General features: G+C 66.8%; 25 protein-coding genes, 1 tRNA gene and 1 pseudogene. 8 read left to right on the forward strand and 19 right to left on the reverse strand.

Annotation, left to right across the window (positions count from 1 at the left end; all coding sequences use genetic code 11):
- The 3 genes and pseudogenes from ABIR17_RS08255 to ABIR17_RS08265 all read right to left on the reverse strand — a co-directional run.
- Window positions 1-187, reverse strand: a pseudogene (locus ABIR17_RS08255) (hypothetical protein); the annotation flags it as partial.
- 173 nt (window positions 188-360) lie between these two features.
- On the reverse strand, window positions 361-1,020 hold the full coding sequence (locus ABIR17_RS08260; RefSeq protein WP_348003904.1) for a response regulator transcription factor: 660 nt from the start codon (window positions 1,018-1,020) through the stop codon (window positions 361-363).
- The gene (locus ABIR17_RS08265) at window positions 1,017-2,219 is read right to left on the reverse strand and encodes a sensor histidine kinase (protein WP_348003905.1); all 1,203 of its coding nucleotides are present in this window, start codon (window positions 2,217-2,219) and stop codon (window positions 1,017-1,019) included. The genes ABIR17_RS08260 and ABIR17_RS08265 overlap by 4 nt, the downstream gene beginning before the upstream one ends.
- 71 nt (window positions 2,220-2,290) lie before the next feature.
- On the opposite strand from ABIR17_RS08265, the gene ABIR17_RS08270 reads away from it, so the two are divergent.
- Together ABIR17_RS08270 and ABIR17_RS08275 are read left to right on the forward strand one after the other, a co-directional pair.
- A complete protein-coding gene (locus ABIR17_RS08270) occupies window positions 2,291-2,632 on the forward strand; it encodes an ASCH domain-containing protein (RefSeq protein ID WP_348003906.1) in 342 nt (113 codons plus the stop codon).
- 73 nt (window positions 2,633-2,705) lie between these two features.
- Entirely contained in the window at window positions 2,706-4,058 is a 1,353-nt protein-coding gene (locus ABIR17_RS08275) for a DUF222 domain-containing protein (RefSeq protein WP_348003907.1), read from the forward strand.
- Between the two features lie 54 nt (window positions 4,059-4,112).
- Here ABIR17_RS08275 and ABIR17_RS08280 read toward each other — a convergent pair whose 3' ends face one another.
- The 10 genes from ABIR17_RS08280 to ABIR17_RS08325 all read right to left on the reverse strand — a co-directional run bounded on the left by ABIR17_RS08280 (window position 4,113) and on the right by ABIR17_RS08325 (window position 12,547).
- Entirely contained in the window at window positions 4,113-4,604 is a 492-nt protein-coding gene (locus ABIR17_RS08280; RefSeq protein WP_348003908.1) for a hypothetical protein, read from the reverse strand.
- A 68-nt stretch (window positions 4,605-4,672) separates the two neighbouring features.
- Window positions 4,673-4,748 (reverse strand) — tRNA-Asn (locus ABIR17_RS08285).
- A gap of 52 nt (window positions 4,749-4,800) precedes the next feature.
- The gene (locus ABIR17_RS08290) at window positions 4,801-5,580 is read right to left on the reverse strand and encodes an ATP-binding cassette domain-containing protein (RefSeq protein ID WP_348003909.1); all 780 of its coding nucleotides are present in this window, start codon (window positions 5,578-5,580) and stop codon (window positions 4,801-4,803) included.
- An 83-nt stretch (window positions 5,581-5,663) separates the two neighbouring features.
- A complete protein-coding gene (locus tag ABIR17_RS08295; protein ID WP_348003910.1) occupies window positions 5,664-7,241 on the reverse strand; it encodes an ABC transporter substrate-binding protein in 1,578 nt (525 codons plus the stop codon).
- A 92-nt stretch (window positions 7,242-7,333) separates the two neighbouring features.
- The gene (gene dnaG, locus ABIR17_RS08300) at window positions 7,334-9,199 is read right to left on the reverse strand and encodes a DNA primase (protein ID WP_348003911.1); all 1,866 of its coding nucleotides are present in this window, start codon (window positions 9,197-9,199) and stop codon (window positions 7,334-7,336) included.
- 39 nt (window positions 9,200-9,238) lie between these two features.
- Window positions 9,239-10,171: a bifunctional riboflavin kinase/FAD synthetase gene (locus tag ABIR17_RS08305; protein ID WP_348003912.1), complete on the reverse strand. Its 933-nt coding sequence runs from the start codon at window positions 10,169-10,171 to the stop codon at window positions 9,239-9,241.
- Entirely contained in the window at window positions 10,171-10,620 is a 450-nt protein-coding gene (locus tag ABIR17_RS08310; protein ID WP_348003913.1) for a hypothetical protein, read from the reverse strand. Before ABIR17_RS08310 ends, ABIR17_RS08305 begins: the two co-directional genes overlap by 1 nt.
- Before the next feature lie 24 nt (window positions 10,621-10,644).
- Window positions 10,645-11,013 carry a hypothetical protein gene (locus ABIR17_RS08315; protein ID WP_348003914.1) on the reverse strand — a complete coding sequence of 123 codons (369 nt, stop codon included), beginning with the start codon at window positions 11,011-11,013 and terminating at the stop codon, window positions 10,645-10,647.
- Window positions 11,010-11,909, reverse strand: coding sequence for a tRNA pseudouridine(55) synthase TruB (gene truB, locus ABIR17_RS08320; RefSeq protein ID WP_348003915.1), 900 nt, complete (start codon window positions 11,907-11,909; stop codon window positions 11,010-11,012). The genes ABIR17_RS08315 and truB overlap by 4 nt, the downstream gene beginning before the upstream one ends.
- Entirely contained in the window at window positions 11,906-12,547 is a 642-nt protein-coding gene (locus tag ABIR17_RS08325; RefSeq protein ID WP_348003916.1) for a TetR/AcrR family transcriptional regulator, read from the reverse strand. The genes truB and ABIR17_RS08325 overlap by 4 nt, the downstream gene beginning before the upstream one ends.
- An 80-nt stretch (window positions 12,548-12,627) precedes the next feature.
- On the opposite strand from ABIR17_RS08325, the gene ABIR17_RS08330 reads away from it, so the two are divergent.
- The gene (locus tag ABIR17_RS08330) at window positions 12,628-14,061 is read left to right on the forward strand and encodes a DHA2 family efflux MFS transporter permease subunit (RefSeq protein ID WP_348003917.1); all 1,434 of its coding nucleotides are present in this window, start codon (window positions 12,628-12,630) and stop codon (window positions 14,059-14,061) included.
- Window positions 14,062-14,094: 33 nt separating this feature from the next.
- Window positions 14,095-15,090 (forward strand): 2-dehydropantoate 2-reductase, encoded by a 996-nt coding sequence (locus ABIR17_RS08335; protein ID WP_348003918.1) that lies wholly within the window; start codon window positions 14,095-14,097, stop codon window positions 15,088-15,090.
- On the opposite strand, the gene ABIR17_RS08340 is transcribed toward ABIR17_RS08335, so the two are convergent.
- A complete protein-coding gene (locus tag ABIR17_RS08340; RefSeq protein ID WP_348003919.1) occupies window positions 15,087-15,680 on the reverse strand; it encodes a winged helix-turn-helix domain-containing protein in 594 nt (197 codons plus the stop codon). The two genes, ABIR17_RS08335 and ABIR17_RS08340, sit on opposite strands and share 4 nt — an antisense overlap.
- A gap of 67 nt (window positions 15,681-15,747) precedes the next feature.
- On the opposite strand from ABIR17_RS08340, the gene ABIR17_RS08345 reads away from it, so the two are divergent.
- Window positions 15,748-17,082 (forward strand): MFS transporter, encoded by a 1,335-nt coding sequence (locus ABIR17_RS08345; RefSeq protein WP_348003920.1) that lies wholly within the window; start codon window positions 15,748-15,750, stop codon window positions 17,080-17,082.
- Here ABIR17_RS08345 and ABIR17_RS08350 read toward each other — a convergent pair.
- The gene (locus ABIR17_RS08350; RefSeq protein WP_348003921.1) at window positions 17,079-17,783 is read right to left on the reverse strand and encodes a uridine kinase; all 705 of its coding nucleotides are present in this window, start codon (window positions 17,781-17,783) and stop codon (window positions 17,079-17,081) included. The genes ABIR17_RS08345 and ABIR17_RS08350 overlap by 4 nt on opposite strands.
- A 53-nt stretch (window positions 17,784-17,836) precedes the next feature.
- Between ABIR17_RS08350 and ABIR17_RS08355 the strand changes: the two genes are divergently transcribed.
- The gene (locus ABIR17_RS08355; RefSeq protein ID WP_348004293.1) at window positions 17,837-18,694 is read left to right on the forward strand and encodes an A/G-specific adenine glycosylase; all 858 of its coding nucleotides are present in this window, start codon (window positions 17,837-17,839) and stop codon (window positions 18,692-18,694) included.
- Window positions 18,695-18,703: 9 nt separating this feature from the next.
- Here ABIR17_RS08355 and ABIR17_RS08360 read toward each other — a convergent pair whose 3' ends face one another.
- The gene (locus ABIR17_RS08360; RefSeq protein ID WP_348003922.1) at window positions 18,704-19,144 is read right to left on the reverse strand and encodes a DUF6226 family protein; all 441 of its coding nucleotides are present in this window, start codon (window positions 19,142-19,144) and stop codon (window positions 18,704-18,706) included.
- Between the two features lie 22 nt (window positions 19,145-19,166).
- Between ABIR17_RS08360 and ABIR17_RS08365 the strand changes: the two genes are divergently transcribed.
- Entirely contained in the window at window positions 19,167-20,570 is a 1,404-nt protein-coding gene (locus tag ABIR17_RS08365) for an RNB domain-containing ribonuclease (protein ID WP_348003923.1), read from the forward strand.
- A gap of 43 nt (window positions 20,571-20,613) precedes the next feature.
- Window positions 20,614-21,477 carry a DNA-formamidopyrimidine glycosylase family protein gene (locus ABIR17_RS08370; protein WP_348003924.1) on the forward strand — a complete coding sequence of 288 codons (864 nt, stop codon included), beginning with the start codon at window positions 20,614-20,616 and terminating at the stop codon, window positions 21,475-21,477.
- Here ABIR17_RS08370 and ABIR17_RS08375 read toward each other — a convergent pair.
- The 3 genes from ABIR17_RS08375 to rbfA all read right to left on the reverse strand — a co-directional run bounded on the left by ABIR17_RS08375 (window position 21,470) and on the right by rbfA (window position 23,806).
- Window positions 21,470-22,138 (reverse strand): TetR/AcrR family transcriptional regulator C-terminal domain-containing protein, encoded by a 669-nt coding sequence (locus tag ABIR17_RS08375; RefSeq protein WP_348003925.1) that lies wholly within the window; start codon window positions 22,136-22,138, stop codon window positions 21,470-21,472. The genes ABIR17_RS08370 and ABIR17_RS08375 overlap by 8 nt on opposite strands.
- Before the next feature lie 54 nt (window positions 22,139-22,192).
- Window positions 22,193-23,239: an LLM class flavin-dependent oxidoreductase gene (locus ABIR17_RS08380; protein WP_348003926.1), complete on the reverse strand. Its 1,047-nt coding sequence runs from the start codon at window positions 23,237-23,239 to the stop codon at window positions 22,193-22,195.
- 72 nt (window positions 23,240-23,311) lie between these two features.
- Complete coding sequence (gene rbfA / locus ABIR17_RS08385) at window positions 23,312-23,806, reverse strand: 30S ribosome-binding factor RbfA (protein WP_348003927.1); 495 nt, start codon at window positions 23,804-23,806, stop codon at window positions 23,312-23,314.
- Window positions 23,807-23,868: the final 62 nt, after the last annotated feature.

Raw genomic sequence — 23,868 nt, forward strand, 5'->3', positions numbered from 1 at the left:
CCGCGTGCCAGGCGGCATGACCGTAGCCCGGCCCAGCCCAGCCGCGCCGCATACGGCGCCCGAGGAAGGTGAAGAGCAGCACGAAGAAGATCACCCAGAAGAGCGGTATCAGCAGGAACAACCAGCCTGCATGGCCCCAGCCCATCGCGTGGGCGGCGAGCCCGGTGGTGAGAACTGTCGTAAGCATTGTGTGTCCATTCGTTGGAGGTTCCGGCGGAACCGATACCTCCAGAATCGTCGCGCCAGCCCCGGGGCGAATCCGCCGCCGGGAGACACTTCGGATACACCCTCGGGCGCAGGTCAACGCGGGTGCAGGTCAACGCGGGCGTACGACCACGCGGCCAGCTGACAAGGCACACGTCACCAGGCCGGGCTGACCAGTCCGGCCTCGTAGGCGATGATGACGAGCTGCACCCGGTCGCGGGCGGTGAGCTTGATCATGATCCGCGATACGTGCGTCTTCGCGGTGAGCGGGCTGAGGAACAGGCGCTCGCCGATCTCGGCATTGTTGAGCCCGCGACCGACGAGACCGAGCACCTCGCGTTCGCGCTCGGTGACCGCGTCGAGCGAGACCGTGCCGTTGGCATCGCGCAAGCCTCGCGCCATCCGTTCGAGCAGCCGCCTGGTCACGCCCGGCGACAGCAGTCCCTCGCCTGCGGCTACGACCCGCACCGCCCGGATCAGCTCGGCCGGTTCGGTGTCTTTCACGAGGAACCCGCTCGCCCCGGCGCGGATCGCCTGAGCGACGTACTCGTCGAGTTCAAACGTCGTGACGACGACGACATGAGTCCCGGCGAGCGCGGGGTCGGCGACGATCTGCTCGGTCGCCCAGAGGCCATCCCCATCCGGCATCCGGATGTCCATCAGCACGACGTCCGGTTTCGTGCGCTTCACGAGCGCAACGGCATCCCGACCGGTGGCGGCCTCGCCGACAACTTCGAGATCCGGTTCGGCCTCCAGGAGGCTGCTGAAGCCGGCGCGGATGAGGTGCTGGTCGTCGGCAAGCACGACGCGGATCATGAGAAACCTTCCATGGGGATGTTCGCGCTCACCCGGAATCCGCCGCCATCGGCAGGGCCGGCGCTGAGTTTGCCACCGAGGAGTTCGGCGCGTTCGCGCATGCCGAGCAGCCCGCGGCCCCCGGTTTCGCTGGCCGGCGAGGCGGCACCCGCGCCGTCATCGCTCACCTCGAGGTGGTAGCTGCCGTCCGCGGTCCACAGCCGTACCGTCGCGTGGTGGGCGTTCGCGTGGCGGGTGATGTTGGTGAGCGACTCCTGCGCAATCCGGTACAGCGCGAGCTGCACGGGCTTCGACGCTGACTCGATGCGGTTGTCGAGACTCACCTCGACTCCTCGGATGCCGGCCACCAGCGGGGCGAGGCGGTCGAGCCCCGGCTCGGGCACGAGCGGGGCATCGCTGCTGCCGTCGGACCGCAGCGCGCCCAGAACCGAACGCACCTCATCCAGAGCGGTCTTACTGGTCTCCTTGATGCTCGCCAGCGCCTCGGCCGCCTTCTCTGGCTGGCGCGCCATCAGATGCAGACCAACGCCCGCCTGCACGTTGATCTGGCTGAGCGAGTGAGCGAGGACGTCGTGGAGTTCCCGGGCGATGCGCACCCGCTCCATCTGCACCTCGCTTTGCTCGCGTTGACTGGTCAGCCTGCGGTATTCGGCCACGGCATCCCGGCGACTTCGAATGCCCTCGCCGACGCCGAACATGATCAGGATGCCCAGGGTGGTCGCGGCGACTCGCCCCGGTGTGAAATCTTCGCGGGCCAGGATGATCGCCGCACCGACGCTGATCACCCACACGGCGCCGACCGAGGCCCAGGCCCACACCCGCGCGCCCCGAGCAATGGAGGTGACGATCGCGAAACCCAACGCCAGGTAGGGCGGACCGCCGTGTTGGTTGACGAACAGGTCGAGTCCGCTCGCGAGAGCAACCGCCGCGACGACCGGGCCTGGGAATCGGCGCGCGCCGATCAGGGCGATCGGCCCCACGAAGGCGAGCGCGACGACGACGGCAGATTCGCGCGGCGTGAGATCGGCGGTGCGCACCGTGTAGATCGCGAACGGTACCTGAACCACGAACGAGACCAACACCGGAATCCAGAGAGTCACCCACTTCGGGGCGCTCCAATCGGAGGGCGGGCCGTGCCAGCCGCCGCCTCCGCCATTGGCCCAGCGCTGCTGCGCGAAGTAGGCGTGCGGATGCGGCATGAGTTCAGGCTACGCGGGCGCCCGTACGCCCCGGGGAGTAACTCTGCGGAGCGGCTCTCTAGGCTCTGAGCATGGTTGAGGCGAGAGCTGAGCAGGTGCTGAGCTTCGATCCGCGCCACTACAGGCCCGTGGCGGAGGGCCGGAAGCGGGCGACGACGCGCATTGATGAGCCCGTCGAGCTCGGTCCGATCTGGCTGGTGTTCGAGTTCGACGAGCCCCGACAGCTGGCCGCCACGATCGACGAAATTGTGACGAAGCGGTGGGATGACCTGTCTGACGACGATGCCCGCGAGGAGGGTCTCGCGTCAGCCGACGGGCTTCGTGACCTGCTCCTCGAGTACTACCCCACGGCGATCGGCGACTCGGACGTGGAATTCATCAGATTCTCGCTCACCCCGGTCACAGAACGGTAACGATCAGGTTCGCGGTGCCTGTTTTGCCCCGAAAATCGGTCGGGATGTCGGGGGTGGTCGATTCCGTGAAGGCATGACGAACTTGCCGGAAGCGACCGCCACTTGGGGCGCGCATTCCGCCGTGTTCGACGAGCCAGCCTCGCATTTCGACGAGCGCTCCTCCTTGTTCGACGAGCGCTCCTCAGTGCTCGACGAGTCGACAGCATCCGATCGCATCGATTTCCAGCTCGCACGCGCCGAGTTCGCGACCTGGCAACTGACGCGCGCGGCAGCCGAGCAGATGGCCGCAATCGTTCACGTGCTCGACGAAGCGCGTCGGCATCCCGAGGTCTATCTGCACCTCGCTGACGAACCGACGAAACGGGATGTCGAGATCGCCCTCGACGCGGCAATCGCCGATCTGGCGGTGCGGCTCTCGATCGCCGAGGGCACCGTCGTCATTCTGGAGCGCCAGGGCATCGCGTTGCGTACGCGCGCCCCTCGGGTCTGGGCGGCGTTCCACGAGGGCGAGATCTCGACAGCCAACGCGCGCCGGGTCGCCGATACCCTCGAGACGCTCCCGGTGCATGGCGACGCCGGCTCGAAAGCCGGCGCAGACTCGAAACCGGGCGCAGACTCGAAACTTGACGCGAAGGCCATCGAACTTGCCGGGCTAGCTCCGGCGCGGTTCCGTGAGCGGATGCGGGTCCTGCGCGAGCGACTTCACCCCCGCGCGCTCGACGAACGGCACCGTGAGGCGTCGGAGGGTCGCTCGGTGGTGCTCGACGCCGAACCCGACGGGATGGCGTGGCTGGGGATCCGACTCGCGGCACCCGATGCGCAGACCGCCTGGGAGCGCATCGACCAGGCGGCCCGCCACCTCGCGGACTGCGTTGACGAGTCCCGCACACTCGCCCAACTGCGCGCCGACGTCGCAGCCGACATCCTCACCGGGCGAATCGACGCGGGCACCGAGCCTCACGTCACGGTCGGCGTGCTCATCCCGATGCTGACGCTGCTCGGCCGTTCCGACGAGCCGGCAACCCTCGACGGCTACGGACCGATCGACGCCGACACCGCCCGCCGACTCGCGGCTCACGCGCCCTCGTTCCACCGCATCCTCACGCATCCGGTGTCCGGCACAGTGATGGATGTCGACCGCACGACCTATCGCCCGCCGGCCGACCTCAAGCGCTGGCTGGCACTTCGCGACGGGACCTGCCGATTCCCCGGCTGCGGCCGCTCGGCGAAACACTGCGACCTCGATCACACCCTCGCCTGGTCAGACGGCGGCACCACCTCGGCCCGCAATCTCGCGCACCTCTCGCGCCGACATCACACCCTGAAACACCGGTCGCGGTGGAGCGTCGAGCACAGTACCGACGGCACGATCACCTGGACCAGCCCGACCGGTCACATCAGCACCGCGGATCCCCCGCCGTTCTGACGGGAATGATCGGGAACTTGGAACGATCGGGAACGAACGATCAGAAACGAACGATCAGGAACGAACGATCAGAAACGGCGAGAGCGCGATCCAGCCGTCGGGCGGGTTCGCGGAACCCTGCGGAAGGTATTGAAGGGCCACGTCGTCGCTGTCGCTTGGGTCGCTGTCGCTTGGGTCGCTGTCGCTCGGCCAGTCGCTCATCCCGATCACGACGTTACCGATGGAGGAACCGGCTCCCCACGTTGCCGGGTCGCCGGGTACCCCGCTGATGATGACGACCGTTGATGTCCCATTCACCCCGAGATAGACCGACTTGCCCGACCATTCGCCCTGATACCGAATCGTCTGCGGGGCGATGCTCAAGGCCGACGCCTCATCAGGAAGGACGTCGTCCTCGCCTTGCGGCGTCGAGAGGAACGCGGGCACTGAGTCTGGATTGACGTCGGAGATAACGAGGTCGGAACCCGCCTCGGGAAGTGACGGCGCGGCCGAACATCCGCTCAGAACGAGCACGCCGATCAGGATGACTCCCCCGAGAACCTTCACGCTCACGACGATATGAGCACCGGAACCTGACGGTAACTCCGCAAACAGGGGTCAGGAGGTGGATGGATTGGCTCCCCGACTTGGACTCGAACCAAGAACCTATCGGTTAACAGCCGATTGCTCTGCCAATTGAGCTATCGAGGATTAGCTGTCTGCACAGCCGGTCTATCGTAGCAAACCCCTGGGGCGACTCGACTCATCGCACGGTCGCGGCAAGGGCTTCGACGTACGGGTGCAACGGCGTCGCCAGTACGTCATCCACCTGGCCGTAGCCGACGAAGATGCCTTCGTGCATAACCGCGATCTGGTCGGTCATGGTGCGCAGTTCGCGCAGATCGTGACCGATCACGAGAGCCGAGAACGCCCGCTCCCGTTGCAGGTCGGCGATGACGGTGAGGATGCGACCCCGCACCAAGACGTCAACACCCATGGTCGGGTCGTCGGCCACCAGCAGGTGCGGCTCGAGAATCAAGGCCCGGGCGAGGGCGATGCGCTGGCGTTGACCGCGACTGAGTTCGTGCGGCATCTTCGCCATCACTCCGAGTGGCAGGCGCACGGCATCCACGAGTTGCGCGACCAGCGCGCCCGCGAGTTGCGCGTCGTAGTGCTCATCCCGCTGGTAAATCGGCGCGGCCACGTTCTCGCCGACCGTCAGATGCGGTTCGAGCGTGCCGCCGCCGTCTTGCGGAAGGTAGCCGACCTTGAGCGTCAGTTTGTCGCGACGGTGCGGCGAAAGATCCCGCACCTCGCGGCCCAGCACCTGCAGACTTCCGCCGACGATGTGCGGGGCGGTGCGTTCACCGGGTACCCACTGGGCGGCGACCGCGCGGGCGAGCGTCGACTTTCCCGAGCCCGCCTCGCCGACGATGCCGAGGATGCCATCCAGCGGAATCTCGAACGACACCCCACTGACGGCGACTCCGCCATCGCCGTAGCCCAGGGTCAGGTCTTCGGCGCGAACTGCGACGTCACTCATCACTCATCGCACGTCACTCATCGCACGCCATTCATAGCGCCGACCTCGCATGCTTGACCTCACGAGGTTCACGCTACCGGGCGCTAGCGCATCAAACGATTGAGTTCCAAAGGAAGCGAATCGTCGAGCCGGACCGCCTGGATCGACGAGCCCGCGAACACCACCCGAACCCCCTGACCGATCGGGATGGCCGGCAACTTCGCCGCGATCAACGCCTGAACGTCGGTGAGGCCTTGCGCGCGCCGGCCGGGATCGAGTTCGAGCGACAGACTGCTGAGAAGTGCATCCACGTCAGTGTCGGTATACCCGGTCGCAATCGGCCCCCCGGTGCGGAACGGGGTGAGGTATCCGAGCGGATCCGAGTTGGCGGGCAACACGCTGATGAACTTCGCCTGCACTTCGCCAGCCGCACTCGCCTTGTCGAGCCCCGCGCTGTCGGTCGTGATGACGTTGACGGTGAACAGCCCGGTGGCCTCGAGCTGGGCGGCGATGCCGGCAACCTCGGCGCTTCCGGGATCGCCGACCGCGTCGAGGTCGACGTGGATGCTGAATGCCAACGGCGTCGCGATGCCAGCGGCGGCCAGAAGTTGCGTCGCGGTCTCGACAGCGGGTCCGCCCTTGCCATCGCCGTACAGGCCCGCAACGACCGTCGACACGCCCGGAACCCCGTCGGGGAGATAGCCGCCGAGGGGCCGCACCCAACTGCCGCCGATGGAAAGGGCGAGAGCGCTGCGGTCGATGACATCCGCAATCGCGGTCCGGATGGCGAGCGCCTTGCCCTCGTCGGGGGACGCGTCTTTAGTGCCAAACGGCATGTGCTCGAAGTCGAAAGCCAGGAGTCGAGTGCGCCCGGACGCGGCTCGGGTCATCAGAACTGCCTGGTCGGCGGCGAGTTGTGTGATGGTGTCGGCATCCATCCGGCCGGTAAGGGCGTCGATCGAGCCGCCGTGCAACTGCGTCGCGAGATCGGCGCTGGTGCCCGAGTGCAACTCGATCACGAAGGCCGCCACCCCGATTCCGGCGTACTGGTCGTACGGCGTCAGTGTGAGGGTGCCCGCGCGGTCACCACTGAGCGTGAACGGACCGGCGAAGGGCTTGGCGGTCAGGATGTCGGCATCGCTCGTGAGTTCGTCAGCGAAGAATTGTTCCTCGTCGAGAATGAGCCCGGCGGGTCCCGCGAGCACGTACGGGAACGAGGCATCCGTCGCCGTCTTCAGATGAAACTCGATCGTCGTCGCAGTGACCGGCACGACGGTGCTGATATTGCCGAGCTGCCGCCAGGCGCCGTCTTCGGATTGAAGAGCAAGCTGGCGCTCGATGCTGAACTGCACATCGGATGTCGTCAAGTCGTCACCGTTGGCGAACTTCAGACCGGTTTTCAGGACAACCGTGTAGACGCCATCAGCCGTCCAATCCGCGGATACCGCGAGATCGGGAACCGGCACCGAATCTCCCGCCTCGACGGTGAGCAGCGACGGGTAGACCTGGCTGAGGAGAGCAAACGAGGAGACGGAAGCACTCGCTGCGGGATCAAGCGGCGGCAGGTCGCCAACCCAGCCCAACTTGATCGAATTGGCGGGGCCTGACGCGCAAGCGGCCAGAGTCCCGAGGACGGCGACGACAGCTATCGCCGCAAACGCGCGCAACAACCGGTGGTTCATCGCAACTCCTCGGGTAGCCGCCCGAACATCCTCGCCGCAGGGCGCTGACTGACCGGTCCTCCAGTAATAACACAATCGACCTGCACGCCAGGTCACTCGTTGCGAAGTCGGCGCCGCTCCAGTTCGAGGGCGGCAAGTTGTTCCCGCATCGCATCGGCACGAACCTGGTCACCTTCGGCAGCCGCGCGCTGCGACGCTCCCGTCAGTTCTGACTTCAAGCGCACGATATCGACCGCGATCAGGTCGGCCACCTGAGCCCGACAGTACTTGTCGAGGTTCGATTCCCGAGTCTCCGGCAGGGGTGCAACACCGAGCTGCGAGACGAGTCCCGCATACCGAGTGGGTACCGCGTCACCGACCCGGGCGATCCAATCGGGGCGTTCCCAGTCGGGCAGTGAGGTTGCAATCCCGTCGCGCACGACATCCAGAAGCGTGCTGCGTAGCCGAACCCGGGTGGCGCGCTCGAGCAGGTCGGCACCGACCGCGCTCGGACGCTGGAGCATGACCATGAGCGCATCGCGTTCCATGCGCGTCTCCGGGTCGGTGGGAAGGTCGAGCAAGCGCACCTCGCTCTGCTCCGACGCCTCGTCACCACTGTCGGTCACGACAGGAGCGGTAGCCTTTGGCGCCGACCGAACCGCCCGACTGACTTCGCTGGGCTCCATGCCCAGCCAGCCCGCGAGGTTGCGGACGTAGCCGACCGACAGTGCGCGATCCCGGATGCCGGCCACGACCGGCGCTGCGGCACGGAGCGCTGCGACCCGACCCTCGACAGTCTCCAGGTCGAAACGCGCGATCACCCGCCGAATCATGAACTCGAACATCGGCTTGCGATTCGCGATGAGGGTTCGCACCGCCTCGTCACCGCGTTGCGTGCGCAGGTCGCTCGGGTCGAGGTTGTCCGGGGCGACCGCGACGAAGGTTTGCGCGGCAAAACGCTGCTCTTCGGCGAATGCCCGGCTCGCAGCCTTCTGACCTGCCTCATCCGGATCGAAGGTGAAGACCACCTCCCCGGTGCCGCCCGTGTCGACGTTGTCGACATCCCCCAGCACGCGGCGGATGACCTTGATGTGGTCGACCCCGAAACTCGTGCCGCAGGTCGCGACCGCGGTTGTGACTCCAGCGAGGTGGCAGGCCATCACGTCGGTATAGCCCTCGACGACCACGACCTGCTTCGCCTTCGCGATGTCGCGGCGAGCCAGGTCGAGCCCGTAGAGCACCTGGCTCTTGTGATAAACGAGCGTCTCGGGGGTGTTGAGGTACTTGGGACCCTTGTCATCGTCGTCGCCGAGCAGTTTGCGGGCACCGAATCCGACGGTCTGGCCGGTGACGTCGCGAATCGGCCAGATCAGTCGTCCGCGGAACCGGTCATAGGGACTTCCGCGCTCCCCCGCGGCCAGCAGCCCCGCGCCCAGGAGTTCGGCGTCGGTAAAGCCGAGGCCGCGGAGGTGATCAGCGAGAGCATTGAACGACTTGGGGGCGAAGCCGATGCCGAAGCGCTGCGCGGCGACGAGATCGAAACCTCGAGCCCCGAGGAAGTCGCGACCGATCTGAGCCGCAGGCGTGCCGAGTTGCGCCTGGAACCAGACTTCGGCGGCGGCATTGGCCGCGAGCAGCCGGGCGCGGTTGCCGTGGTCACTGGCCTGACCACCGTCTTCGTAGTGCAACTCGTAGCCGAGTCGCCCTGCCAGCCGTTCGACGGCTTCGGCGAAGGTGACGTGATCCATCTTCTGCAGGAACGAGAAGACGTCTCCCCCCTCGTTGCAGCCAAAGCAGTGGTACAGCCCGACCTGCGGTCGCACGTGGAAGCTCGGGCTGCGCTCCTCGTGAAAGGGGCACAGACCCTTGAGCGATCCGACTCCGGCGCTCTTGAGCGTCACGAAATCTCCCACGATGTCGGCGATGTTGGTGCGAGCCCGGACTTCGTCGATGTCGCTTCTGCGAATCAATCCGGGCATGGACCCGATTCTAGGTATCCGGCCGGGCCCGGCGTCGGCTCACTCCCCGGCGAGGATGTCACGCACGCGCACAACATCCGCGGCGAGCGCGACGACCAGATCGTCGACAGAGTCGTACTTCTTCATTGATCTGATGCGGTCGATGAAGTCGAGTTCGATCGTCTCCCCGTAGATGTCGCCCGAGTAGTCGAGCAGGTGCGCCTCGGTCCGCCGGTCGGGCACGCCTTCGAATGTCGGATTGTTGCCGATCGAGACGGCGGCTCCGTAGCTGACGCCATCGATCGCGGCCCGCGCCGCGTAGACCCCGTCGGCCGGGAGAAGTCCTTCCATCGTCGGGTCGAGGTTCGCCGTCGGAAAGCCGATCTCGCGACCGATCTGATCGCCGCGCACCACGGTTGAGCGAACCTGCGGGGGTCGTCCCAGCAGCTCCGCTGCTTCGCGGACTGCGCCTGCGTCGATGAGGCTCCGGATTCGGCTTGACGAAACTCGGTCCCCATCTCGGTCGACGTCATCGAGTTCCACGACCTCGAAGCCGGCCTGACGGCCCAGCTCGCGGAGCGTGGTGATATCACCGGAGCCCCGGTGGCCGAAGCGAAAGTCACGACCGGCCAGCACCAGTTGTGCGTTGAGCGCTCGCACCAGCACCGCGTCGACGAACTCTGCGGGTTCGAGAGCGCTCAGTTGGCGGGTGAATTCGAGCACCACAGTGACGTCGACGCCGGTCTGGGCAAGCAGTTCGGCGCGTTGCGCGTTCGACACCAGCGGCGACGGGCACGCCTCGGGATTCAAGAGAGCCATCGGATGCCGGTCGAACGTCACGGCGACCGACGTCAGGTCGTGAGCGTCTGCTTGGGCCACCAATTGAGCGATGACGCTGCGGTGCCCGAGGTGCACGCCGTCGAACTTGCCGATCGTGACGGCGCTGGGGCCGAACTCGGGGGGGACGGTACCGAGTCCCTCGAACAACTCCATCAAGCTGCCGACTCGCGGCGCCGGCGGTCAAGCCAGAAGAGGCCAAGAATGGGAAGCACCAGAGGGATGCCGAGATACCCGGCGCCGTACAGGCTCCACACCGTCGCTTGGCGCCCGAAGGGGTCGACTGATTGCAGGCCGAGCACCCCGGGGGATACGACGCTGAGGGTGCCAACCACCAGCACCCCAACGAGTTCGAAACCAATGGTCACCCAGGCAACGCGATCCCAGCTCTGTTGGTTCATTCCGTTGCGACGCATGCTCAGGGCGAGCGCGAGAGTTGCGACGATGTAGATGACGGCGGCAAGTGCCGACAAAGTGAAGGCCACGGGCGCCTCGCGGAAGCGGTCGACAATCTGGAACACGCTTCGGCCGCTGGCCCCGATGGCGAGCACGGCGTACACGGCAACGAGAACGCGGCCAGGACCGCTCGAACCACGGGAAGACATCGGGTCAAGAATACGCGGTGGCGCTCACGCCAGCGGTACGTTCCAGATCTCGCTCATGCGGAAAACCATCACGGCGATGGCTAGCGCCCCGACACCGAGCACGACGGTACTCCACCGGCTTCGGTCGGCGAGCGCCCAGATGATCGCGGCGGGTGGGATGACGGCGGCAGCGCCGAGATAGATCCAAAACAGCCCCAGACTTCCGGTGGGCTGGTTACCAACGGCTGGTGCGACCAGCGCGATCACGACCTGCGCAACCACCAGCGCCTCGACCAGCACGACCGCCAGAATCGTGACGTCGGCTGGCTTTCGGCCGACAAGCCCGAGCACCACGCAGAGCAAGCCGACGAGGGTGGCGACGGCCACGAGCACGATCGTGAAACCGTCGATCACGGCAGAACCTCCGCTGTCGGAAAATTGAACAGAACGCGTGCGATCCCATTGTCGACGGACACCAACCCCCGAAGCCGCCGATCCGGTCCGATCGTCGCGACGACAGGTGCATCGGCGGTGGCAACCGGGATGCGCTTGCCCTGAGCGAGCGCCGTAATCTCCGGCGCATCCAGCTCGACAACAGGAAAGAGGCGCCGCGCGACATCGGCAGGGTCGAGGAGTCGCGCCTCCAGCTCAGCATCTGCCACCTCAGCACGCGGCGGGACGGCATCGGCGACTGAGAATGGGCCAACGATGGTGCGGCGCAGTGCCGTGAGGTGGCCGCCGACCCCGAGCGCGGCGCCCAGATCACGCGCGAGAGCGCGTACGTAGGTACCCGACGACACAGCAACGCGCACGTCGAGATCGAGCAGCGCACCCTCGTGGCGCGAGGCGAGTACCTCAAAGATCGAGACCCGTACCGGTCGAGCCACCAGCGCGACCTCTTCGCCAGCGCGCGCCCGGTCGTAGGAGCGCACCCCGTCGACTTTGATCGCGCTGAACGAACTGGGCACTTGCAGGATGTCGCCGGTGAGTCCCGCGATGGCCGACGTGATCGCCGCTTCCTCGAGCGCCGAGGCGTCAGCACTCGACACGACCGACCCTTCGGTGTCGTCGGTGTCGGTCGCTTGCCCGAGCCGGATCGTCGCGGTGTACTCCTTATCGAGCCCGACCAGGTAGGTCAGCAGCCGGGTAGAACTCTCGACCCCGAGAATCATCAGGCCAGTCGCCATCGGGTCGAGGGTGCCGGCGTGACCGACCCGACGCGTCCCGAGCGCGCGGCGCGTCATCCCGACCAGGTCGTGGCTCGTGGGGCCCTGCGGCTTGTCGAGCAGCAGGATGCCGGACCGCGTCATCGGTCGGTGGCTAGCCGGACGATGAGGTCGGCATTGATCGGGGAGACACATTCGACCAGTTCGCGAGCAACGGGGTCATCAATCTCCAGCCCCATTCGCATCCCGACCATGGTGTTGAGCATCATCCCGTGCGCGAGAAAGTCACGCGCTTCTTCGGCCGTGAACCGTGCCCGGCTGCGCAGGAGACTGTAGACCGACAAGAACGCCGCGCGGGCCGTGGCGCCGATCGCGGGATCCGACCCGGCAACGAAGGCATGCATGAGGCTCAGCAGCAGCCCGCGGTCGGCGAGCAGATCACCGTAAGCGTTACCCAATCCGAGGCGCAGTTGCTCGGTGTCGGAGTCTGGGTTCGCGTCAATCACGGCAGTGAAGTCGGTCAGCAGGCGATCGACGGCACGATGCAGGACGGCGAGGAAGAGCGCCTCCTTGGTGCCGAACATCCTCACGACGTAGGGCTGGCTCACTCCGGCGGCTTTGGCCACCGCGTCGGTTGTCGCGCCGACGTAGCCGCGCTCTCCGAACACCGCCATCGCTGCGGTAATGACCAGCTCTCGGCGGTCTTCGACTCGCATTCGAGTTGTTGCCGAGGTGGGCGGCGTCGGATGCGCTGTCGACGTTGACGGCTTGATCAGGGTCACGCTTGACATGGTATCAACTGATTACTAATCTCCCTAGTAATCATTCGATTACCTCCCTCTCCTCCTGGAATGGATCCGCGATGTCCCTCCCTCCGATTGCCCGCCGCGTGCCGTTTGGTCTCGCTCTGGCCGCGACCGGCATCCCGATGTTCATGGCCACGCTCGACAATCTCGTCGTCACGAACGCGCTGCCGGTGATCCACGAAAAGCTCGGCGCCAGCGTCGAGCAGCTTCAGTGGCTGGTCAACGCCTACACCCTCTCGTTCGCGAGCCTGATCTTGTTCGCGGTCGCACTCGGCGACCGGCTCGGCCGTCGCACGGTGTTCGCGGCCGGTATCGCGATCTTCACCCTCGCGTCGGTCTTCGCAGCACTCAGCACCGACCCGACTCAGCTGATCGTCGCGCGTGCCGTGCAGGGGCTGGGCGGCGCGGCCATCATGCCGTTGTCGCTCTCGCTGTTGGCGGGCTCGGTCGAGCCCCGTCGACGCCCACTCGCGATTGGCATCTGGGGTGGCATCGCCGGGCTGGGTGTTGCCGCCGGACCGCTGATCGGTGGCGCAGTCGTCGAGGGCTGGAACTGGCAGGCAATCTTCTGGATCAACGTGCCGGTCGGCATCCTCGCGATCCCGCTTGCTCTGCTCGTACTGCCCAACGCTCTCGGCGCGCGGGCGCGACTCGATGTTCCCGGCGTCTTCCTCGCTGGCCTGGGCGTACTCGGGATCGTCTTCGGCATCGTGCGCGGCAACGACGCCGGCTGGGACTCGATGCAGGTCGTCGGGTCACTCATTGCCGGCGCCGTGTTGATCGCCGCGTTCCTCGTCTGGGAGAGCCGCACGAAGAACCCGCTGTTGCCACTGCGACTGTTCCGCGACCGCAGCTTCACGATCGCGAACGTCGTCGGATTCGGCTTCTCGTTCGGCATGTTCGGCGCGGTCTTCATCTTGATCCAGTACCTGCAGGTCGTGCAGGGCGCCTCTCCGCTCGAGGCGGCTATTCAAACGACGCCGTGGACCATGGCTCCGATGATCGTCGCCCCGCTCGCCGGCATCTTCGCCGGACGCATCGGGACGCGCAATCTCATTGTGGCGGGGCTACTGTTTCAGACCCTCGGCCTCGGCTGGTTGGCCGCGACGATGTCGGCCGATACCCCGTACCTCACGATGCTGCCGGCCTTCATTTGCGCAGGCATCGGCATGGGGCTCGTGTTCGCGCCCTCGTCGACAGCCGTCCTTGCGAACATCGTCGAGGCCGATAGCGCCAAGGCGACAGGCACCAACTCGACCCTCCGAGAAATCGGAATCGCGCTCGGCATCGCCGTGATGACCGCGATCTTCACGGGCGCTGGCGGACAGCTGACACCGACCGGCTACGTCGACGCAGCAATTCCGGCGGTCGCGGTCGGAGCCGTTGTGATGTTCGCCACCGCGATCGTCGCGCTGTTCCTTCCTGCGGGCCGCACCGTGCAGCACGCAGAGTCGGCACCGCTCACGCGCGAAGAACGCGTCTCGGCTTAAGCGCGCGCGACTCGTACTCCGTAATCTGGCGGAGTGCGAGTCGCAGTCATCGGAGCAGGGGCGGTGGGCGGCCTGATCGCCGCCCTCCTCGATCGCGCCCACCACGAGGTCGAGGTCACCGCGCGCGGGGATCATCTTGCCGCGATTCAGCAGCACGGCATCCAGCTCGATGGCGGCTACGGCAGCCACGTGGCGAAGGTGACCGCTGGGCCGACGCTCACGCGGCGTCCGGAGGTGGCGATTCTGGCGACGAAGGCGCAGGATGCCGAAGCCGCACTGCGAGCGAATGCTGGCGTTCTTGAGGGCGTCACCCTGCTGGTCGTACAGAACGGACTGGGCGGGATGCGGGTCGCCCACGAGGTACTTCCCACCTCCGAGCTGGTCGGCGGTCTCGCGCTGTTCGCGTCGTCGTACCTCTCCCCCGGACAGATCACCGTGACTGCTGCCCTGCCGCTCGTGCTCGGCGCTGCCGAAGGAACGTCGGCCACGACACTCGACCTCGTCGCCGAGTTGATGAGGTCGGCGATGCCGATCGAGGTGGTCGCGAACCTCGAAGGTGCACAGTGGACGAAGTTGCTCATCAACCATGTGAACGCCCTTCCGGCGATCACGGGGCTGAGCGTGCAGCAGACCATCGCCGACCGGCGACTGCGGCGGGTGGTCGCCGCGAGCATGCACGAGACAGTCGGGATCGCGAACCGTCTGGGCATCCGGTTCTCCGGGCTTCAGGGGATCCCCGGGTGGATCCTGAGTTGGCTAGGGCGCTCCCCCGTCGCGGTCACGGCACTTCTGCCCAGGATGCTGGCCCGACGGATGGGCGAGGTGCCTAACCCCGGCTCGACTCTGCAAAGCATCCGCCGCGGACAGCTCACCGAGATCGATTTTCTTAACGGCGCCGTGCTGCGGGTGGCGCGTGAGCACGGGTTGTCGGCACCGGTAAACACCGCAATCGTCGCGCTCGTGCACGAGGTGGAGCGCGCTGGGGCTTTCCTCGCGGTCGATGAGGTCGCGCGGCGGGTGCCCGCCTAAGGGGTCGCGCGACCTCGGCGTTCGGGGTGCAGTCCGACAAAGAGCGACACCGGATGCGCGCGCGGGTCGATCGGGCGTGCTCGATATTTCACGATCAGGTTGGTGATATCGGCCGACAGTTCCGCAAGATCCTCGTCGCCCAGCAGAAACCCCATCCGCCAGGCCTGGATGTCGTCGGCCGCGACGCCTTCGATGTCGTCGAGAAACGCGCGCACCAGCACCGCAGAGATCCCCGGAACATGCGTGCGCCACGAGATCCCGGTCGCGCGGTAGGGCACCTCGCGGGCACCCCGGGTGCCGCGGCGCGGGTCGCCGGCCGCGAGCAATCCCGTGTCGATGAGGGTACGAACGTGGTGCAGGGAGGTTCCGGGGTTGAGACCGAACTCTGCGGCGATCTCCCGGTTGGTGTGAGGCTCATGCAGACAAAAACGCAGGATGCGCAGCCGAAGCGCCGATCCGAGGGCCCGAGCGCGTCGATCGGCGAGGGCGACATCCGCTCCCGCGCCGTCGTCGCGCGTGCCAGGTGGGACCGGCACCGTCTCAACCGGCACCATCTCACCTGGCACCGTCTCAACCGGCACGGGCTTCATGCGACCAGGTTAGCGGAGCACAACCGAGTGATTGGCAAATCCCAATCGCATCAGGCATACTGGCGGCGTGACGGACCCCTCCCCCGAACCGATCCCCGGCGACGATCCTTCGCTGCTCGTCGCAGCTCCCTCAACCCGCACCTCGCTGTGGCGGCACGGCGGCTTCCTGCGACTGTGGGCCGGCCAGACCGCGAGCCAGTTCGGCGCCCAGCTCGGGGGCCTCGCCATCCCGGTTCTCGCGGTGCAGGTGCTGGCGGCGACCGAATTCCAGATCGGGCTGCTCAACGCTCTCCAGACCGCAGCGTTCCTGGTGATCGGGCTCCCGGCCGGTGCGTGGATCGACCGCTGGATCAAGCGTCGGGTGATGATCCTCGCCGACCTGGTGCGCGCGCTCTCGCTCGCTCTCATCCCGGTGCTGTGGTTCGCCGGCATCCTGGAGTTCTGGCACATCTTGGTGATCGCCACGGTCATCGGTGTCGCGACAGTTTTCTTCGATGTCTCGTATCAGAGCTTCCTTCCGGTGCTGGTACCGCGCGATGACATCGCAGAAGCCAACTCGAAACTCGAGGGCACGTCGCAGATCGCTCGCGTTGGGGGGCCCGCCCTCGCCGGTGGACTGCTCGCAATCGTGCAGGCGCCGGTGCTCCTCGCCGGAACCGCCTTCACCTACCTGCTCTCGATGACCGCTCTGCTCAGCATCCGGGATCGCGAAACACCGAAGCCGCGTTCGGAGCGGCGGCCGCTCGTTGTCGAGATCCGCGAGGGGGTCGCGTTTGTCGTGCGTCAGCCTCTGCTGCGTCGAATCGTGCTCTGCACGGGCGTCGGCAACTTCTTCAACACGATCGCGCTGACGATGCTGCCCATCCTGGTGCTGCGTCACCTCGGGCTGGGCGCCCCGCTCTTCGGACTCATCGGGTCCATCGGGGCGATCGGCGGCATCCTCGGGGCCCTATTCGCGGCTCGGCTCGGCAAGATTCTCGGCGAAGGCACGGTCATCCCGCTGTCGGCCACGCTGCTCGGCTTCGCCCTGCTGCTCACGCCGCTGGCCGGCATGTTTCCCACGGCCGCCATCCCGCTCCTGATCGCGATGGAATTCGTGCTCAGCGTTACCGTGCTGGTCTACAACGTGACGCAGGTGAGTTTTCGCCAGCGCATCTGCCCACCCGCTCTGCTCGGGCGAATGAACGCCTCGATCAGGTTCTTTGTCTGGGGCGTCATGCCGATCGGTGCACTGCTGTCGGGAGTACTCGCGGCAACGATCGGCGTCGTGCCCACGATGTGGATCGGCGCGGTCGGCACTCTGCTGTCGGCCGCGTTTGTGGTGTTCTCACCTCTGCTTGGGATGCGCGCCCTGCCCGACACGATGGTGCCTGCGGCGACCGCCGAGAGTGGGATCTCCTAGAGCGGCGACGGCTCGATGCTGCAGTAGTCGGCGAATCGCCGCACCGGATGATCCGGGTCGGTGTTGTCGACGATGGCGCTTGCGACGATGTTCGGATGCGCGTCACGGACGTACCGCGACTGAGCACCGATGTAGCGCTGGTTCGACTCTGCGGCGGGATCGGGGTCGGCACCGTCGCGCTCGACCATTCGGGCGTAACGGACCTCCGCATCCGCATCGAGCCAGATCGAAAAGTTCCAGTAGCCGTGGAGCTCGGGCCGGTTCAGAAACACCCCGTCAACGAGCAGGATCGCGTCGGCCTCCCCCGTGGTCCAGACGGGTTCGATCGGGGCATCACGGGCGACGTCGAAAGCTGCCAGCACGAACCCGGTGCTGCCTGCCATCCGAAACGGCTCGAGGAGCACCCGGCGAAACAACGAATAGTCGAAGGCTTCGCGGTAGTAGCCCTCGGCCGAAAACCGTCCCGCGACGTAGCGGAGGTCTCGAGGTCGGTGGAAGTCGTCGATCGATGCCCGAAACACCTCGAACCCCACGCGTCGAAACGCGAGTGCCAGGTCGTCGGCGAACCGGGTCTTCCCAGCGCCATCGGGGCCGTCCACCGCGAGGGTCGTTCGACCTTTCGCGTAGTTGTGGGAGAACTCGGCCACGAGGGATTCGAGCACGTCGCGACGCGCCTGGGGAAGCTGCGACCAGTACGACACGCCGCCAGCCTAGTTAGCCTCACTGTGTGGAAACCAAAGTCGCCGAATCGAAGGTGGCCGGTTCGATCGCCGAATGGTTCGCTGCGGGTCACCGCGACCTGCCGTGGCGTCGGGCCGGATTCTCGGCCTGGGGAACTCTCGTGAGCGAGTTCATGCTGCAACAGACACCGGTGGCGCGAGTCATCCCGGCGCTCGAACGCTGGCTCTCGCGTTGGCCGACGCCTGCCGACCTGGCTTCGGTTCCGCCCGGTGAGGCGGTTCGCGCCTGGGAGCGGCTGGGCTACCCGCGCCGCGCGCTCGCCCTGCATGGCGCCGCGACCGTGATCGCTGAACGCCACGGCAACGTCGTGCCGGCGGATGTCGATGCCCTCCTCGAACTCCCGGGCGTCGGGCCGTACACCGCGCGGGCGGTCGCGGCTTTCGCCTACGGGGTGCGCACGCCGGTTGTCGACACCAACGTGCGGCGGGTGCTCGCCCGGGCACTCCGCGGACAGGGGGATGCCGGCCCGGCCCGCACGACGGCCGATCTTGCCGAAATGGCCGCGCAGTTGCCCACTGATCCCGCGCGGGCACGGCTCGTGAACGCCGGGACGATGGAACTCGGCCAGACGATCTGCACCGCGCGGACACCACGCTGCGACGACTGCCCGATCGCGCACCTGTGCGCCTGGCGGGCCGCCGGGTATCCGTCGTACGAGGGGCCGCGCGCGGCGGTTCAGAAGAAGTACGAGGGATCCGACCGCCAGGTGCGTGGGATCGTGCTGCGCGAACTGCGAGCGAGCGACACTCCGGTGCCCGTCGAGGTGGTCGCCGGGTTGTGGGCTGATGCCGTGCAACTCGACCGCGCGGTCAGCGGGTTGCTGCGCGACGGTCTCGTCGTGCTGGACGGCGACGACTACGCACTGCCGTAGACCGAGTCTTTAGGCCGACCCGGTGCGGACGCTGCCCCACTCGCCCCAGTAGTAGTAGCCCTCACGGGTGACCTCGAAGCGGTTGTCGGCCACGGCATCCACGAGTTCTTCCATCCTGGCCGCGACCTCCTCAATGTCCTCGTCGCACGCATCGCATCCGCAGCGCGGAAACGGAAAATCAAGATCGCCGACGTTCACGATCACACTCGGAAAGGGCGTCTCAACAATGTCAATCAGAATGCCGTCGCCGCCCGGCCGGTTGGCAGGCGGGAGGGCCTCGGCGAGACTCCGTGCGACGTCGAGGAGGGGCGCAAACCGCTCAGGATGAGCGGTGACGCTGTAGGTCTCCTCCGCGGGGTGGCCGGGCCAGCGATGACCGTACGGGATGACCTCGCCATCGGCACCGCGAAACTCGCGGATGTCGAGGTGCGGCCGTCGATACCCATCCATCCGGCGAGCCTAGGCTGAGCCGGTGCCCGCCCAGTCAATTGTCGTCACGCGGGAGGCCGCAGCCACCGAACTCAGCACGGCGCTCGCCGCGATTCGTACCCAACTCGAGCTCCCCGAGGCCTTCCCCGCGGAGGTCGAGGCTGAAGCCACGCGGGCGATCGCCGGCTACCGACTTCCCGACGACGACCGCACCGATATTCCGCTCGTCACAATTGACCCGGCCGGGTCGATGGATCTCGACCAGGCGCTTGCGATCGAGCCCAACGGCGACGGGTGGCGGTTTTTCTACGCGATCGCCGACGTGCCGGGGTTTGTGGCGACCGGTGGCGCGATCGATGCCGAAGCGCGCCTGCGTGGCCAGACGCTCTACGCGGCGGATGGCCGCATCCCGTTGCACCCGGTGTCGATCAGCGAGGGTGCCGCCTCGCTGTTGCCCGACCAGGTGCGCGGGTCGTACCTCTGGCAAATCGACCTCGACTCGGCGGGCCGCCCGACCTCGACAACGGTGACGCGAGCGCGGGTGCGCAGTCGCCGCCGCTGGAGCTACGACGACGCACACCTGGCGGTCGATCACGAGCCGATGTTCGGGATGCTGCGCGACCTCGGGCAGGCGCGCCTCACTCTCGAAGCCGAGCGCGGCGGGGCCAGCCTGTCGACGCCCGAAATTCTGGTCGAGCCTGACGGCAACGGGTATCGGCTCGAGCGCCGCGTGTCGCTGCCGATCGAATCGTGGAACGCACAACTCTCACTCCTCACCGGGATGGAGGCGGCTCGCATGATGCTCGACGGCGGAATCGGGATTCTGCGCACCATGCCCCCGGCGGAGCCCGAAGCCGTTGACCGGTTTCGACGTCAAACCGTGGCGCGGGGCACGCCGTGGCCCGTGGGCGAGAGCTACGGCGACTACCTGCGACGGCTCTCGGGCGACGACCCGCAGCACCTCGCAATTCGGTACGCCGCGGCGTCGCTCTTTCGCGGAGCGACCTACCGTGCCTTCGATGGCGCGCCACCTGAGCAGACCATCCAGTCGGCGATCGCCGCGCCGTATGCGCACGTGACCGCCCCGCTGCGCCGGCTCGTCGACCGGTTTGCCCTCGAAGTCTGCGTCGCACTGAGCGCGAACGTGCCGGTGCCGGACGAGGTGCGGGCGGCGCTTCCCGAAATTCCCACCGCGATGGCGAGGTCGACGAACCTGTCAGGCCGCCTCGACCGGATGACCCTGGATGCTGTCGAAGCCGCGGTGCTCGCCCCGCATCTGGGCGAGACTTTCGACGCGGTGGCGATCACGGGATCCACGCTGCAACTTCTTGATCCGGCCGTCCAAACGGCAGCACCGAGTCCGCAGCAACCCGGAACCGCCGTACGGGTGCGGATCGAGGCGACCGACATCGCGAAAGGAACCGTGCAGGTCAGCCTGGTCAGGTAACTGCACTCGGCACAACGGGCAGGAGCGCGGCATACTCGACGGCATGCCGGAACTGCCCGAAGTGCAGGCTCTCGTCACCGATCTGAGCCGTCGCCTGATCGGTCGCGGGATTCAGCGGCTCGACGTCGTCGCGTTCGCCGCCCTCAAGACCTACGACCCGCCCGTGTCGGCGCTCGAGGGGCTGACCATCACGGGGATCGCACGACACGGCAAGTTTCTCGACATCTGTGCGGGCGACCTGCACATCGTGATGCACCTCGCACGTGCGGGCTGGCTGCGTTGGCGCAACAGCGCCCCGCTGGCGACAGTTCGGCGGGGTGCCGGGCCACTCGCGGCGCGCCTGGTGCTGGCAGGCGACGGCTCCGGTTTCGACCTCACTGAAGCGGGGACGAAGAAGAGCCTCGCCATCTGGGTGGTGCGCGACCCCGCCGAGGTACCGCGGCTGGCAATGCTCGGCCCCGATCCGATGGCGGAAGACTTCACCGAAGCCAAGCTGGCCAGCATCCTGGCCGCTGCGGGCCGCTCTCAGATCAAGGGCGTGTTGCGCGACCAACGGCAGATCGGCGGGATTGGCAACGCGTACTCAGACGAGATTTTGCACGTCGCGAAGATGTCGCCTTTCAAGCCCGCAAGCATCGGGCCCGACGACATCCACGAGCTGTATGTCGCGATCAGGTCGACGCTGACCGAGGCCGTCGAACGATCAGACGGACTCGCGGCCTCAGAGCTCAAGGGCGAGAAGAAGTCGAACCTGCGTGTGCACGCCCGCAACGGTCTGCCGTGTCCGGTGTGCGGCGACACCATCCGTCAGGTCATCTACAGCGACTCGACGTTCCAGTACTGCCCGACCTGTCAGACCGGGGGCAAGCCGCTCGCCGACCGGGTGCTCTCGCGACTCCTCAAATAGTCCGAGGGCTTCCCGCGATCGCGCGTTCGATTCCGGAGATCAGCACGTCGAGCACGAAGACGAACTCTTGGTCGCGATCGTGATGCGCGTCACCGATCACCCGCGCGATGTTGGGGTAGACCTCCGGATCACCGCCAGCCACAATCGCATCCAGTTCGTAACCGCGCCCCGAGACGCCGGATTCCAGCCGGAACTCCTGCAGCGTGAAACCGAACACATGGCTGTCGATCCCGTGCAGCGCATCGTGCGCAAGCTGGTGACTGCAGCCGCCGTCGAGCAACGCACCGAGGATGGCATCCACGTAACTGAGTCGGGCGGGCCCTGCCGACGGACGGCTGGTCGCGGGCGACGCCGCCCAGCCGTGGTCGAGCAATACCAGGTAGGCGCCCAGCACGAGAGTCCGCAAGCGTTCGTTCCAGTCGAGTGCCTCGTCGGGAGCGGGGAACTCCCCGATTACCTGGTCGACCATCGCATCGATGAGGTCGTCTTTGCTCGAGACGTACCGGTAGAGCGACATCGCCTCGACGCCGAGCTCGCGTCCGACGCGTCGCATGCTGATGCCCTCGAGGCCTTCGCGGTCGGCCAATGCAACGGCGGCGGCGATGACGCGGGGGCGGCTGAGCGGCTCCCGCGTGGTCGGCGCACTCCCGGAGGTCGGCACGCGGCCATCGTACGCTCAGCGTTTACGCCGTAAGCGATGGCACGCCGAGAGCGCTTAGAGCAGTCGGTCCGCGAGCAACTCGAGTGTCCGCTCACGACCGAGGGCCCGAGCCACAGGTTCGCCGTCGCGAGAACCCGCCCCGGGCGAGACCATCACCTCGTCGACGCCGAACTCGGTCGCCAGCCGTTGGATGCGCTCGGCGGCGGCATCCGGCGAGTCGACGATCCACCGGTTCAGCATCTGATCGACCACCGACTGCGCCGCAGGGTTCAGCGGTTCGCTCTGCGCCGCCTCGACCGTGTCGATCGCACGCAGCGGCTGCCCGGTTCGCAGGCGAGCCATGTTCTGCAGAGCCGGCATCGCGCGGGCGAGCGCCTCCTCGGCCGTCTCGGCGACGATCGTGTTTACGGTGAGGAACGTGCGCGGCGCCGCGAGAGTCTCCGACGCCTCGAATTCGGAACGGTAGATGCCGATCGCGCGTTCGGTGCCCTCCCCCGAAAAATGGTGGGCGAAGACGTACGGCAGGCCCAACTTCGCGGCGAGATGGGCGGAGTAGTCACTCGAGCCCAGCAGCCACATTTCGGGCACCCCCGCCGCCGCTGGGGTGGCTTTGACGTCGTAGTCGCGGAGCCCGTCGCCGGTGCGGAGACTGATCGTTGCGCCGTCGCCGGCCAGCGCGCGGATGTCGATGAGGTTCTGCTCGAAATTCTCCACGTCGCTGGTTGGGCCACTCGAGCGCAGTAGCGCCGTGATGACCGGATCCGATCCCGGTGCGCGGCCGATGCCGAGATCGATTCGGCCCGGGGCGATCGCCTCGAGGGCGGCGAACTGCTCGGCTACCGTCAGCGGGGCGTGGTTGGGCAGCATGACACCGCCCGAGCCGACGCGGATGCGGGAAGTGCGGGCCGCGACGGCGGCGATCAGCACCGGCGGTGCTGTCGATGCAACCGCCGGCATGTTGTGGTGTTCGGCGAACCAATAGCGCGCGTACCCGAGGCGATCGGCGGTATCGGCCAGAGCCAGCGAGGCGGCCACGGCATCCGCCGAGGTCTGAGGTGTGGTGACCGGAACGAGGTCGAGAACGGAGAGCGCGAGTGACATCTCTCTCCTCAACACGCTCGAGGGGTCGCCGATTCCGTCAACGGACGAATCGCACGATCGGGATCAGATGCCTCACGACTCCGGTTCGGCCTCGTCGTCGTCATCATCATCATCGTCGTCGTCGTCATCTTCGTCGTCTTCGTCGAAGTCGCGAGGTTTCACGTACGGATCTGAATCGCCCGCGTAGGAGGCTGTCGCCGCGAGGGCTCGCGCCTCTTCGTCACGGACCTGCGCCTCACGCAGCAACCCCGCGATCGACGCCGCGTTCTCCGGGATCGCGTCCGCGATGAATTCCAGAGATGGGGTGAGCCGCGTGTTGAGGTTCTTGCCGACCTCGGTGCGCAGCAGGCCGGTCGCCGATTTGAGCGCGGCGGCAGAATCGGCCCGCTCTTCCGCCGTCCCGAGCACCGTGTAGAAGACTGACGCCATCTGAAGATCGCCGGTGACGCGAACGTCGGTGATCGTCACGAACCCCAACCGAGGATCACGAAGACCCTTCTCGAGCCTCTCGGCGATGACTTCTTTGATCCGGTCCGCGACCTTAGCCGCCCGATCACCACTGGCCATTCCATTACCTCCAAAAATGAGCTGGGGATGAAACCGCTCCCCCTGTATTTCGATGAGACGAA

Origin of the sequence: Pseudolysinimonas sp., from assembly GCF_039912695.1 — a bacterium.
Taxonomy (GTDB): Bacteria; Actinomycetota; Actinomycetes; order Actinomycetales; family Microbacteriaceae; genus Pseudolysinimonas_A.